Origin of the sequence: Cyclobacterium sp. (genome assembly GCF_014762705.1) — a bacterium.
GTDB lineage: Bacteria > Bacteroidota > Bacteroidia > Cytophagales > Cyclobacteriaceae > Cyclobacterium.
The window spans coordinates 172,032-186,033 of the sequence record NZ_JABURL010000095.1 but is presented as its reverse complement, the minus strand read 5'-3'; the positions used below and the strand labels follow the sequence as shown (position 1 = coordinate 186,033).

8 protein-coding genes are annotated in these 14,002 nt (G+C 42.6%); 2 read left to right on the top strand and 6 right to left on the bottom strand.

Annotated features, from left to right (window positions below):
- Positions 1–82: 82 nt before the first annotated feature.
- On the bottom strand, positions 83–457 hold the full coding sequence (locus tag HUJ21_RS19060; protein WP_166147615.1) for a co-chaperone GroES family protein: 375 nt from the start codon (positions 455–457) through the stop codon (positions 83–85).
- 113 nt (positions 458–570) lie between these two features.
- Positions 571–2,508: a molecular chaperone DnaK gene (gene dnaK / locus HUJ21_RS19055; protein ID WP_291372112.1), complete on the bottom strand. Its 1,938-nt coding sequence runs from the start codon at positions 2,506–2,508 to the stop codon at positions 571–573.
- Positions 2,509–2,702: 194 nt separating this feature from the next.
- On the opposite strand from dnaK, the gene HUJ21_RS19050 reads away from it, so the two are divergent.
- Both HUJ21_RS19050 and HUJ21_RS19045 read left to right on the top strand, forming a co-directional pair.
- A complete protein-coding gene (locus HUJ21_RS19050; RefSeq protein ID WP_291372111.1) occupies positions 2,703–3,494 on the top strand; it encodes an MOSC N-terminal beta barrel domain-containing protein in 792 nt (263 codons plus the stop codon).
- A gap of 494 nt (positions 3,495–3,988) precedes the next feature.
- Entirely contained in the window at positions 3,989–8,581 is a 4,593-nt protein-coding gene (locus HUJ21_RS19045; RefSeq protein ID WP_291372110.1) for a malectin domain-containing carbohydrate-binding protein, read from the top strand.
- 344 nt (positions 8,582–8,925) lie between these two features.
- Here the strand turns inward: HUJ21_RS19045 and HUJ21_RS19040 are convergent, their stop codons facing one another.
- The 4 genes from HUJ21_RS19040 to HUJ21_RS19025 all read right to left on the bottom strand — a co-directional run bounded on the left by HUJ21_RS19040 (position 8,926) and on the right by HUJ21_RS19025 (position 13,945).
- Positions 8,926–10,500: a glycoside hydrolase family 43 protein gene (locus HUJ21_RS19040; protein ID WP_291372109.1), complete on the bottom strand. Its 1,575-nt coding sequence runs from the start codon at positions 10,498–10,500 to the stop codon at positions 8,926–8,928.
- A gap of 25 nt (positions 10,501–10,525) precedes the next feature.
- Positions 10,526–11,584 carry a glycoside hydrolase family 43 protein gene (locus tag HUJ21_RS19035; protein WP_291372108.1) on the bottom strand — a complete coding sequence of 353 codons (1,059 nt, stop codon included), beginning with the start codon at positions 11,582–11,584 and terminating at the stop codon, positions 10,526–10,528.
- Positions 11,585–11,623: 39 nt separating this feature from the next.
- The gene (locus HUJ21_RS19030; RefSeq protein ID WP_291372107.1) at positions 11,624–12,667 is read right to left on the bottom strand and encodes a glycoside hydrolase family 43 protein; all 1,044 of its coding nucleotides are present in this window, start codon (positions 12,665–12,667) and stop codon (positions 11,624–11,626) included.
- A 162-nt stretch (positions 12,668–12,829) separates the two neighbouring features.
- Complete coding sequence (locus tag HUJ21_RS19025) at positions 12,830–13,945, bottom strand: Gfo/Idh/MocA family oxidoreductase (RefSeq protein ID WP_291372106.1); 1,116 nt, start codon at positions 13,943–13,945, stop codon at positions 12,830–12,832.
- Between the last annotated feature and the right edge of the window lie 57 nt (positions 13,946–14,002).

The window sequence follows — 14,002 nt, the reverse complement described above, 5'->3', positions numbered from 1 at the left end:
TTTTGGAGAAAAAAAACAACTAAATTAGAGGCTGCCCGACTTTTCGGACAGCCTCTTTTTTATTTTCAAATCTAAATTACCCTTACAAATCCTCCTCCCGTTCCAACATCAAAATCGCATTTTGAGGAACAATATAGTATTTCTCTCCTTCATAAATGACTTCAAAGGCCCCATTCATCAGGAAAACAGCCAGATCCCCTTCCTTGGCCTGCAAAGGGATATACTTTACGTTTTCTCCGTGATCCTTCCAGGGCTCTTCATCTTCCACTGGTAGCGGAATGGGATACCCGGGACCGGCCTTAATAATATAGCCCTGCTGCACTTTTTCCTTTTCCCGAACACCCGGGGGCAGGTAAAGCCCGCTGGAGGTTTTCTGGTCTTGTTTCTTTAGTTTGATCAGCAAGCGATCCCCAACGATGATCAATTTCTTTAATCTATTTTCAGATGTCAATTGCATACTTTTTGTCATTTCTTATTAAGGTACCTTGTTTTTGCTGTCAAAAATAATGGCATCCCCACCAGGTGAAGACGCCATTATTTCAATTTAATTTAAAAGGAATATCCTGAATATTACTTCTTATCTTCCTCATTCACTTCCTCATAATCTACATCAGAAACTCCATCTCCTGATGCTGCACCGCTGGCTCCATCAGCTGCCCCCCCGGTAGGATCACCTTGTCCGGCAGCACCTTCTGCACCCTGGGTTGCATTGTACATTTCCTGAGAAGCTGCACTCCAGGCAGTATTCAGGGCTTCCATGCCGGCATCAATGGCAGCAAGGTCCTGACTCTGATGGGCTGCTTTCAATTTTTCCAACGCACCGTTAACGGCAGATTTGTTTCCTTCAGAAAGCTTGTCCCCAAATTCTTTCAACTGTTTTTCAGTTTGGAAAATCAAGCTGTCTGCTTGATTGATCTTGTCAATCTTTTCCTTTTCCACCTTATCAGTTGCCGCATTGGCTTCTGCTTCCTTCTTCATCCTGTCGATCTCTTCCTGAGAAAGTCCCGAAGAAGCTTCAATCTTAATTTTCTGCTCTTTTCCGGTACCCTTATCCTTGGCTGATACATTCAGGATACCATTGGCATCAATATCAAATGTTACTTCGATTTGTGGTACACCTCTTGGAGCAGGAGGAATATCGGTCAACTGGAACCTGCCGATGGCCCTGTTGTCCTTGGCCATGGACCTTTCTCCCTGAAGCACATGGATATCCACTGCAGGCTGATTGTCCGCCGCTGTGGAAAACACCTCTGACTTTTTAGTTGGGATGGTAGTATTGGACTCTATGAGTTTGGTAAAAACCCCTCCCATGGTCTCGATACCCAGAGACAATGGTGTAACGTCCAAAAGCAATACATCCTTCACCTCACCAGTCAGTACTCCACCTTGAATGGCTGCACCTATCGCTACTACTTCATCCGGGTTGACACCTTTGGATGGTTTCTTACCAAAGAACTTTTCTACCTCTTCCTGGATTTTTGGAATTCTGGTAGAGCCTCCTACCAGGATTACCTCATCAATTTCGGAAGGGGCCAAACCCGAGTCAGCAATGGCTTTTCTAACAGGATCCATTGATCTTCTGACCAAATCATCCGAAAGTTGCTCAAACTTGGATCTGGAGAGGTTTCTTACCAAGTGTTTGGGACCGGATTGGGTCGCTGTAATGTAAGGCAGGTTGATTTCTGTGTTGGAAGAACTTGAAAGCTCAATCTTGGCTTTTTCTGCTGCTTCTTTCAACCTTTGCAGTGCCATGGGATCTTTCCTTAAGTCAATATCCTCTTCTGCCTTAAACTCATCAGCCAACCAATTGATAATTACCTGGTCAAAATCATCACCTCCCAGATGCACATCACCATTGGTAGATTTTACTTCAAACACGCCATCACCCAATTCCAAAACAGAAATGTCGAAAGTACCACCACCAAGGTCATAGACGGCAATCTTCATGTCCTTGTTTTTCTTATCCAGCCCGTAGGCCAGCGCAGCGGCAGTAGGCTCATTGATAATTCTCTTCACATCCAATCCTGCGATCTGTCCGGCTTCTTTGGTGGCCTGACGCTCGGAGTCATTAAAATAGGCCGGAACGGTGATTACCGCTTCTGTCACTTCCTGACCCAGAAAATCTTCGGCCGTAGACTTCATTTTTTGAAGAATCATGGCTGAAAGCTCCTGAGGGGTATAAGACCTGTCCCCTATTTTTATGGCTACTGTATCATTAGGTCCTTGATCTACCTTGTAAGAGGCATGCTTTCTTTCTTCAGAAATTTCAGAGAATTTCTTCCCCATAAATCTTTTTACAGAGGATATGGTATTTGCAGGATTGGTAATGGCCTGCCTTTTTGCAGGATCTCCTACTTTTCTCTCTCCATTTCCGTTGTCCAAAAATGCCACAATAGAAGGCGTTGTCCTTCTGCCTTCACTGTTTTGAATGACCACGGGCTCACTACCTTCCATTACCGCAACGCAAGAGTTGGTCGTACCCAAGTCTATACCAATAATTTTTCCCATAATTATATTTATTTTGTCGTTTTCGTTTTGATTACAAAACTTGAACAACAACCAATGTGCCAAGTGAATGATTGAATAATTTAATGCCACATTGTCATAATACATGACAGCTTTCCGATTAGATATGTCAGCATTTTTAATTAATTTCCAACTTTTGAAGCAAATATCCCATCTAAACATCCCAATAGGAAATCATGCAAGTCACATCAATTCACATTTACCCAATCAAATCCCTGCCTGCCATTTCGTTAACAGAAAGCCTGGTAGAGATTTGTGGCTTACAATATGACAGACAATGGATGCTGGTGGACAGGCAGGGGAAATTTTTAAGCCAGAGAACCCACCCGGAGATGTCTCTTTTTCAGGTCAAATTAAAAAAAGATCACCTGTTGCTGAGCCACAAGCTGCATAAAAACTCTATGTTTCGCTTACCTTTTTCAGTGAATTCAGGAAAGAAGAAGAAAGTTACCATATGGGAGGACCAGATAGAAGCCTCCTTAGCAGGACAAGATGCGGATGAATGGTTTTCGGATCTCCTGCACATAGATTGTCAACTGGTAAAAATGGGAATGAATGAAAAGCGGTGGGTTAAGGAAAAATATCAGGTTAACAGGGAGCATGTTAGTTTTGCTGACAGCATGCCATTCCTGATTATCGGCCAATCCTCCCTGGATGATCTCAACAGCAGGCTGGACAAGCCTGTCCCTATGGGTAGATTCCGTCCCAACATTGTTTTCTCCGGTGGCCCTGCATTTGCTGAAGATGGCTGGGATCGGTTTGAAATAGGGGGAGTGGCATTCAAAACCACAAAACCCTGTGCCCGATGCATCATGACAACCATAGACCTGGACTCCGGTAAGAAAGGTAAAGAACCATTATATACTTTGTCCAATTATAGAAAAAGTGGGGGGAAAATACTTTTTGGGCAAAATCTAATTTCTCTGAAAGAAGGAAAGATAGCTATAGGTGATCCCATTATCTTTTAAGCCATTTCAAAAAATGTGTAGTTATTATACACTTTGGGGCTGATTTCCTTTTTTTAAGTGAGAATTTGACAATCAGAAAGACAATAAAATATGAAAGTTGATTTTTTACCTAGCTATTTTTAGTTTTTTAAATGCATTTTTATTAATATTAGATGCTGAAAAATATATTCAAAATTTCTTAAACCTGTTTTTGTGTAAATTAAACACATAAGGACTTAATCGGGTGGGAAACGAAATGAAAACTTTGCTTACATTTGGCATGAAATTTAAATGTTTGGAACTAAAAGCAATCGACTTAATTACCCAATTAACTACCAAGTAGCTTAGTTTCAAAAGTAAATAATTACAATTAGCAGGGGAGATTTTTAACAGGGTTTGATGTAATATTTCAAACTGAAGTGAAGTAGTATGCCCGTATTACACAGGCAAAGGTGGGGATGATTTTGTTTAAAAAAGAATCAGACATATACAGACACCAACCAAATTAAATATCAATGAATACAGTTTTATCAAAACTAATCCTGTGTTGCACTTTAATCTTATTCGGCTTAAACTTACAGGCAGCCAATTATTATTTCTCGAGTGAAATTGGTGACGATTCCAGAAGTTCGTCACAAGCTCAAAGTGCAAACAGTCCCTGGAAATCTATTGACAAATTAAATGCCATAATCCCCAGTTTAAATCCGGGAGACAAAATCTTCTTTCGAAGGGGAGATGTATTTTATGGTTCCATATTGATCAACACTTCCGGAACAGCTGGTTCTCCGATTACATTCGGGGCTTATGGTTCCGGACCCGATCCTGTTATTACTTCCCTTCTCAGGTTATCGAATTGGCAATCCGTAGGAAACGGCGTATATGAAGCTGGGGACAGCAGGTTACCAAACCATAAGGTAAATATGGTAACGATTAATGACATCCCTCAGGAAATGGGAAGATACCCCAATTCCAATACAGCGGAAAAAGGATACCTTACCTACGAATCACATTCAGGAAACCGCAGCATCTCTGATTACCAGTTATCTTCAAGTCCTAATTGGACCGGTGGTGAGGTAGTGATTCGAAAAGTTTATTGGATTACTGACAGGCACAGGATCACATCTCATTCTGGAAACACGGTGAATTATTCCCCCAACCCGGACACCTCATATGAGCCCAGAGCTGGATATGGCTATTACATTCAGGATCACCCCAGTACGCTGGACCGCTATGGCGAATGGTATTACAACCCTTTGAATAAAAAATTGCGTGTTTATTTCGGAGGCGATCCTGGCAATACGGACCTCGAGGTAAGTACCTTTGATTTTATCGTTTACAAAACCGGTAATGCCAAATATATCACATTTGAAAACCTTCATTTTAAAGGAGCTAACCGAAATGCTTTCCAGTTTGTAGGAGGGAATGATATAAAAATAATAAACTGTAAAATGGATCTCTCCGGGGAAAATGGTTTATTCATTGAAGGCGTATCAAACTTCCAGGTAGAAAATTCCCAGGTCAGCCATTCCAACAATATAGGAATGAATATAAGAAACTCCCAAAGTGCTGTTATTCGCGGAAACAGGATTAATAGCACCTATCTATTTCCCGGGCATGGAAGAAGCGGTGACAATGTGGGTCTGGCAATTTTCACTGATGGAGATGACAACCTTATCGAATACAATGAAATCAAAAAAACAGGTTATATCGGCATTCGTTTCGGAGGAAATGACTCGCAAGTGAGGTACAACTATATCGACGGTTTTTGCTACACTAAAAACGATGGAGGCGGAATTTATACCTACCAACACAAAAATACCAGATTCAAAAACAGAAAGATTACCAATAATATTATTTTAAATGGTCTCGGCGTTAAAGAAGGCACCACCATAGAAAACTTTGTAAGCAAACCCCAGGCCGAGGGAATCTATCTGGATGACAATGTTACGGATGTAGAAATATCAGGCAACACGGTGGGCCATATGGCTACAAAAGGCATTTATCTGCACAATACGGATAATATTCGGGTGATCAATAATACCGTTTATGATGCAGAAAATCTGATATTTCTACGAAATGACCTGATGGGCAACCCCCTTGCCAACACATTAATCGATAACAATAAATTGCTGGCGAAGGATGCATCTCAGAATTTCGTGTACGTCCATTCCATTTATAACGATGTAGCAGAATTGGCCAGATTTAACAACAACCAATATTCAGCTCCTTTTTCCGATAATTTTCGATTCAGAGTGAGGTACAATGCCAATTCAAGCTACGAGGCCCGAAAGTTTTTTGATTTATCAGGATGGCAACGTGCCTTCAATAATGACTGGAACTCCAAAACAGGAGAGCCAATGGAAAACTTGTATCAGGTGACCGAAAAGATAGGTTCCAACCGCTATGCAAACGGAACCTTTGACCGGGATGTGAATTTAATTAGTTGTTCGGATTGCAGCAACTCATGGGATAGTGGGAAATTAGATGGAGGCTCGTTAAAAATCAGTACCAAGGGAACGAGTCAGACTACATTAAGGACCGGACAACTGAAAAAAGGAAAATACTACATGCTGAAATTCACTGGTCTGGCAGACAAAAACATACCTGTCTCTTTTTACCTCAGACAGGGAACCTCCCCATGGTTTCTGCTGTCACATAAACACAAAGTTGGCCTCAATTGGCAAAAGGGCGAAAAGGAAATTTTAATTCAAGCTCTGGCTGATATGGACGAATCCCGGCTGGTAATGGAAATCGAAACTGGTGAAAGCGGGGTATTGTGGATGGATAATCTGGAATTTTACGAGGTAGAGGCCAATGTCACCAAACCAGAAGATAAGGTCCTATTCGAAAAAAATCCAAGTAGACAAAAACAAAGCTTTTCTACCCTGGGTGGATTCGTGGGACTGCTCAACCAATATCTTTCACAAACCCTGAGCATAGAGCCTTATTCCTCCATCTTATTGCTGAAAAGCGGTAGCGGAATCATCGAAAAAGTATTGGCAAGCCCCACAGTCAAATTGACCAAGCCTGAATCCAATTACAACACCACGCAAGGGGAGACCATAATGATCGAAGCGGATGCATCCATATCCGATGGTGAAATTGCTCAGGTTGATTTTTACAACGGGTCAAATAAACTTGGATCGATTTCGTCCCCCCCATATGCCTTTGCCTGGAAAAATCCACCTTCAGGGTCTTTTGAAATATCCGCAGTAGCCACTGCAGATAACGGTCAGAAAGCATCCTCTTCTCCGGTTGCTATACAAATAAACGCAACTACTTCTTCTGCCCAACCTACTGCGACCAACTTTTTTATTAACGCAGGAAGTAATGAAGATGCGGAATTGAGCGGCCTTAAATTCTCTGGTGAAAACCAAAACAACCAATTTTATACCACCTCCAAAGAATATGAAGCAATAAATGCAAGTTCCTACGCGCTTTTTCAGTCTGAAAGGTTTGGACCGACTCTTGGTTACAATATCCCTGTTCCTAACGGGACCTATTATGTGTATACCTTTCACAATGAATTATGGTTTGGAAAAGAAGGCCCTTCCAGTAGGACTGGTCAACGGGTTTTTAATATTGCTATAGAAAACAATACCCTGAAGAGAGATTTTGATTTATATAAGGAAAACCAAAACAAACCAATGGTTTTGACCTTTGAGGGGGTAAAGGTATCTGATGGAAATCTGAATTTGTATTTATCGGCATCCACAGACAATGCTTCCATTTCCGGAATCGTAATCAGTGAGAAACCAATCAACTTTCCTTCCGACCTTACCGATGGGGTGCCTTCAACGGAAAATAAAGAATTGGCTACATATTCAGATTACCTGATAATCAATACAGGCAGCAGAGAAGATGTGTCCTACGATGGAAAAACTTTTGTGTCCGATTACAAAACAAGTTATTTCGCCAGTCCATCAGCTAATTTCAACCTCACTGTAGCCGGTGAACCCCTGTTTCAGACCGAAAGGTATGCCAAAAACATGAGCATACGAATTCCTTTGGAAAATGGAACCTATCAGGTAAAAACCTATCACAATGAATTGTGGTTTGGATCTTTTGGACCAAAGGCAGCTGCCGGAAACAGGGTATTTGATATTTCTATAGAAGGTGAATTGAAGAAAGACAATTTTGATATTTATGCAGAAAAAGGTAATTCTCCAACTGTACTTACATTTGACAATATTGAAGTTACCGATGGTGCGCTGAACCTGGACTTGAATGCCAGCAAAGATAATGCTACCATCTCCGGTTTATTAATAGCCAAGTCCTCAGGCGGCAGCATCAAACCAGGAATATCAAAGCCAAATCAATCACCCATTTTCTTAAATGCAGGAACCTACGAGGCGGCCGAACACAATAATCAAACCTATGTAGGTGACAGAAATACCAGTTATCCGGGGACCTCGAAAATCAATTTCAATTATTCAGTTGGCGGTTCTAAAATGTTCCTTACTGAAAGGTATTCGAATAACCTTCATTACAGCATTCCTGTAGAAAACGGGACCTATACCGTTGTTACTTACCACAACGAACTTTGGTTTGGATCATTTGGGCCAGCAGCCAGATCCGGCAACAGGGTATTCAATATTTATATTGAAGACAAAAGGGTAAAATCCAATTTTGATATCTACACGGAAAGCAACAACAATCCAACCACACTGACTTTCAGATCCATTGCAGTTACTGATGGTATCCTGGATATTTCCTTGGCCGCTGTCACGGATAATGCAACCTTGTCTGGTATAGCTGTGATCCCTGAAGGAGAAGCATACGCCTCCAGCCTGAGATTGGCAACCGAAGACCAAAATCAGATCCTTGACATCCAGGCGTCCGAACCGACAACACTTGCTGAAACCAAGGTTTATCCCAACCCAGCATCACACCAAACCTCGCTTACCCTGGGTAGAGATGTTGCAATCAGTGAAATTTACCTGCAAAGCACTTCAGGCGCCCTGATCAAAAGCATCGACCCCAAAACTGCAAGTGATGGATTTGGCACCTATACCATCCCTCTTGAAGGAATACAATCTGGCGTATATGTCCTGACTGTATCCAACGGAAGAGATTGGATCAAGAAAATCAAGCTGATTGTGGAATAGGCACAGGCTATTTATTAAAACATAAAAAAATCCGGGCTGATAATCAGCCCGGATTTTTTGTTTTAATTGGACACAAGTTTCTTTTTAATCTCCGGTTTTTTTTATGGAAAAACAGCCAGGTGCGGAGCCATGTTTAATTTAATAACTGAGTTCGAATTAAGATCGTCGGAAAAAACCAATTGAATTGTCACTGCGAACCCGTTGTCGTGGGTATAGAAGCTGGGAAAGGATGTGGCAGTCTCGTTTGGCTAGAGATTCCCACGGCTTTTTAACGAAATTCAGTCGAACCCAGGTTAATAATGGTTTCAAATGAAGATGCTGCCCTTATTTGAAAAATGCATACATCAATGGTTGGCAATACTGGTTTGGATAAAATTTACGGTCCGGCTTTTGGCACCTTTTGCAAACATACCTATTCTAAATCCCATGCCCCAGGGTACCAGGTGGCTGGCGTCAGCCACATGATCAAAAGATTCCCATGTTCCGTTTTCGGTTTTATAGGCAAAACTCAAAAGATAACCTTCAGCTACTTCCATTTTCACTGAAACTTTCCCCTTTAAAACCACCCCCTTTTGTTGCAGGATGGTTTCTTTTTGATCTCTGATCTCAAAAAGCTCCAGCCCATTCTTGCTTGCAGCAATACCAATTCCTGCAATTGGGGCACCAAAACCATTGTTGGCAGCCCCCACCAGCAAAACACCCCCTTTTGCGTCTGTCTGATCCATATTGATGGTACTTTCCACATCATAATTTGTGGATTTGGTACTTTGAACCAATAGACTTCCCATATTTTCATTTTCATCAGATGCCTTTAGCAATAGCCCATTGTCACCTGTATCAAACTTGATATTCTGAGTTACCCTCCATTGCCATAGCGGATCCAATCCATCCTCAAATGTATCTTTAAAGTCAATCATTCCCTTTTCCCTGCTATAGGTAGCCTCATTTTCAAATACCGGCCATTGATCTTCCGTCCATGTAAGCTTTTCCAAAACGCCTTCCCTGCCAACATATACTGAGCCCTCATCATTATACGCATGGTAAAGCATGAAATAATCAGGGCCATTTTTTACCACCGTCCCATGCCCCGCACAGTGCCAGTCATCATTGTCTGCCAATATGGGGTTGCCACTATATTTTTCCCAGGGACCCAATAAATTTTTCGATCTGGCCACTCCAGTCTGGTAATTGCATTCCTTGTCGCAACAGGCTCCCGCAGAATAGGTAGCATAGAAAAATCCATTTTCTTTAAATACACTCACTCCTTCCACCAGGTTTTTTTCCCATGGCTGGTCATTCCTGAAAAGCTCCACAGGCTGCCCCATCAAACGGGTCCGCTGTTTATTAATTTCCTGGGCCCAAATGGGAGTAGGCAGGCCTTTACTGTTCCCGTCCTCCTTCCATAAAACATAGATTTTCCCATCATCATCCCGCACCTCGTAGGCATCTATAGAGCCAAACTCCTGGGCGACCAATGGGCCATGATCTTCAAATATACCCGTTGGAGAACTGGAGCTGGCCACTGCCACACTCAGCCTGTTGCTGCTCTTGTCCCTTGCCGTATAGTAGGCATATATTTTTCCCTGCGCTTCATCGTAGGAAAGTTCAGGAGCCCAGAAGTTATTTTTTGCCCACTCCGGTGCGCCATCAGGGAACACATAATTGACCAATTCCCATTCCTGCAGGTCCGAAGACTTATAAATGGGAAATAAAGGTGCCCATTCATTGGAGGTCGTGGAAGCATAAAATTCCTCTCCGATCTGAATGACGGTAGGATCCGGTCGGTCTCCTGGTAAAACCGGGTTGGTGATGAAAATAGATGAGGGCTTTACATCGGTTTCATTCTGCTCCTTTCCTGATTTTTGCTGACATGCTGTTACAATTAGCAAGGACATTAAGGGATAAATAATCTTTCTCATAAGGGTTATCTGCTGTTTTTTTACATTATTTTTCTCCTGAGGGTACAGCCAAAGGTATATCTACAGGGACGGGAGCACCAAAATCCGGGCTGCCATCAACATGCCAATGGAAAGGCTGCAAACGGATATCCCGATCCCATCCTGGTTCCGTTCCCTTTTTGGAATGATAGAGTATCCAATCCTCGGATCCATCCGGGGATTTGGCGAAACTGCAATGCCCTACTCCATGTACGGTGTCGTTCCCCAAAAACACTGGTCCATTTTTTACCCAATTCCCTGCTATCATGGGATCGGCATTTGTGGCTATTAATTTCAACTGACCCAGCCGGTATTCTTTTAGCCAGGATTCCCTGGTGGAGTAAATGATAAATGTCTGATCTTCATGCTTCAAAACCTGAGGTCCTTCATTCAAGTCCAGAACACCGCCGGTTTCCCAGCTTTCTTCAGGAGAGGAAATTTTCACACGGTTGCTGCTGATGGTGGCAGGATCACTCATTTTAGCCATATAAAGGTTTTGGGGGGTCCGGTCTGTATCCCTGTTTTCTTCCCAGCCTGACCAGGTGGCATAAAGTTGCCCCTCATGATCAAAGGGAGTCAGGTCAATGGCCCATTTTACAGATCCTGGATCAGATATATCATCTCCAGTGTACAACATCCCCATATCTTCATAAGGGCCAAAAGGATCATCCCCCTTGGATTTCAACACTCCTGATCTCTGGTGAATGAAAGGGCCACCGGATTTTTCCCCTGCAGCATAATAGATGTACCAATGGCCTGCAATAAAATGTAATTCAGGGGCCCAGATATTGGCAGAATTCCATCCTTGCTCTGGCGCATCCCAAACTTTTTGGAAACTGCCATGATCGGTTAACCTGGAAGATTGGGAAATGGCTATGCCCCCTCCTGAAGAAGAACAATAATAGTAATCATCCCCTTTTTGAAATACCCAGGGATCTGCCCCATTGCGAATGGGGTTGGTGAAGGTTTCCGCCTCCTGAGCCAACCCTGTACAACCAAGGAAAATAAAAAAAAGGAAAAAGGAAATAGTACGCTTTAATTCTTGCGAATTTTTTGAATCAATCATAACGAATAGTTATTTCTCTGAACCCAACCATGGGAAAAGCTATTTTTCATTGACTTTAAGAAATCTAAAACTTTCCTTGACATAAACCAAGTTGCAGGCATTTTGCCCCTCCACAAGTTCAAAATCCAACTCAACCACTGCAGTTCGTCTCGGCCCCACGGTATTAGCATTAAAATGAGTGTGCATTACATAATATAATTCCCTGTTTTTTCCAATAAACAAATCCCCGTGACCAGTTCCGTTACTTCCCAGAATTTGGCCATTCAGAATAGGATTATCAATGTGTTTTTTCCAGGGGCCATATGGACTTTTACTTGTGGCATAGCCTACTGCATAATCCGGATTTCGAAAGTCATTCGCAGAATAAAGAAAATAATACAACTCCTTGTGCTTGATGATGGTGGGCCCTTCAGCAACGGGCCATCCTGCATTTTGGGTATTTTCCCATTCCTCCTCAGCCACGATACACTGTGTCAGGGTTTCAGGCTTGATCGTGGAAAAATCATGGGCGAGTTCTGCTACAAAAAGCCTGTTTCCATCGGTCAACCTAACATGGTATAGGAAGTATTTACCATTATCATCCTTAAATATAAATGGGTCAATTTGTTTTACAGGGGCCGCTAAGGGTGCTTTTTCGGTTTGTTGGAATGGTCCGAGCGGATGAGCAGCTTCCGCAATGGCGATATTTTCATTCGCAGTATAAGCCATGTAAAAACGGCCATTCTTTTCGACTACCTGTGGTGCCCAAAATCCTTTGTCTCCATATACATCTTCCCGTTTTAGGGCAAATCCATCATGTTCACCTTTGGGTTTTTCCCACTTTTCCAAATCTTTTGAAACATACACTTCAAATCCCAAATCCGCATCCTTTCCACTGGTACCATATAAATAATAGGTGTCGCCATGGAAGAAAATAGTGGGATCTGCAAGAAAAATTGAAGTATCCTTTACCACCATAGGAGACAATAAAACCTGCACAACACCCACAGAAGGTAATGCTGAAGCATGTAAAATGCTAAATAAAGGTAACCCCAGCAGGAGCAGCACTTTCCAAAAAGCGTAATGTCCATTCCCTAAATTCATGTGCTTTTTTATTTTCCTGCAAATATTTCTTTACGAAAAAGCCAGGCCTTCTATTGCCAACACATCGGAGCTGTTGGCCAAAGGCTGCCAGCTCCAATGTGTTGGCCATTTCCTCAGAAACAGCCCCACAGGTTTCAATTACCAAAGCCGATTCGTCTTTAATTATTCAAAATCCGGAATACTTATTCGCTTGCCATTGTTCATGGCCGACTCATGAGCACAGATCCCTGCACAGGTATAGTTGGCGGCAGTAGAAGCATCTACAGCGGAATCCCTTCCTTCCACAATGGCTGCCACAAACTCCTGCACCAAATGGGGGTGTGAACCTCCATGTCCTGCACCCTGTAAAAAGGACACATGATTGGGGTCATCTATTTTTTCCCGTTTGGTAAAATGTTTGATGGGTTCAATCAGCAGCTCATCGGTATCAGGAACGTCTATGCGCTCCGCATTTTCCCCACCATCAAAAATAACATGTTTTTCATCTTCCAATTGCTCCCACTCAAAAGACATTTTAGTACCATACACATCATAGGATTCCCTGTATTGCCTAACCACATCAAATAAGGACCGGGTAGCTTCTGCAATGACATCGGAATTTTTCAGGGTAAAAGTTGCCGTTTCCACCGCAAAAGGAGAGCCGTATCGGCTGGCAAGGTCTTCAGACAATCTGCCGGAACCATGGCAAACCACTGTCTCGGCCTTGGTATTATTGATGCGCAGCAAGGGCGAAATGGCATGGGTACCGTTGAGCATGGGAGGGAAACCTTTCCAGTATGCTGCCCAGCCTTCCATGCTCATGTCCTGAATATGGGAGCCCCTTACAAATTGTATGCGTCCCAGTTGACCGGTCTCTGCCAGTTTGAGTCCATAAAGGAATTCCCGGGTATAAAGTGCTGTTTCCATCATCATATAAACCTTATTGGCTTTCCTTTTGGCTTCCACTATCGCCTTACAGTCTTCCACCGTCATTGCCATGGGAATGGTACAAGCGGTATGTTTATTGGCATTTAGAGATGCCAGGGTCATCCTGGCATGTTCAGGAACAGGGGTTACCACATGGATGGCATCCACGTCATCCCTTTTGGGTACCTCATTGAAATCTGTAAAACAAAGGTTCTTGTCCAAATGGAACTTTGCTGCTAATTCATCCAGGGTTTTTTGGTTTCGGGTACAGATACCCACTGCCTTGATATTGGGATGACTTTGGTATATCGGAATAAATTCTTTACCGAAACCCATGCCCACGATGACTACTGTAATTTGTTTTTGACTCATTGTAATGGTGCTTTTTGGTTAAACAAAAAATCGCGATTTTAAAAAGAAAGGTATCTA

What these genes read in the sequence shown, in the direction of transcription:
- HUJ21_RS19060 (WP_166147615.1), bottom strand. Translation starts at nt 457, where the DNA reads ATGCAATTGACATCTGAAAATAGATTAAAGAAATTGATCATCGTTGGG.
- dnaK (WP_291372112.1), bottom strand. Translation starts at nt 2,508, where the DNA reads ATGGGAAAAATTATTGGTATAGACTTGGGTACGACCAACTCTTGCGTT.
- HUJ21_RS19050 (WP_291372111.1), top strand. Translation starts at nt 2,703, where the DNA reads ATGCAAGTCACATCAATTCACATTTACCCAATCAAATCCCTGCCTGCC.
- HUJ21_RS19045 (WP_291372110.1), top strand. Translation starts at nt 3,989, where the DNA reads ATGAATACAGTTTTATCAAAACTAATCCTGTGTTGCACTTTAATCTTA.
- HUJ21_RS19040 (WP_291372109.1), bottom strand. Translation starts at nt 10,500, where the DNA reads ATGAGAAAGATTATTTATCCCTTAATGTCCTTGCTAATTGTAACAGCA.
- HUJ21_RS19035 (WP_291372108.1), bottom strand. Translation starts at nt 11,584, where the DNA reads ATGATTGATTCAAAAAATTCGCAAGAATTAAAGCGTACTATTTCCTTT.
- HUJ21_RS19030 (WP_291372107.1), bottom strand. Translation starts at nt 12,667, where the DNA reads ATGAATTTAGGGAATGGACATTACGCTTTTTGGAAAGTGCTGCTCCTG.
- HUJ21_RS19025 (WP_291372106.1), bottom strand. Translation starts at nt 13,945, where the DNA reads ATGAGTCAAAAACAAATTACAGTAGTCATCGTGGGCATGGGTTTCGGT.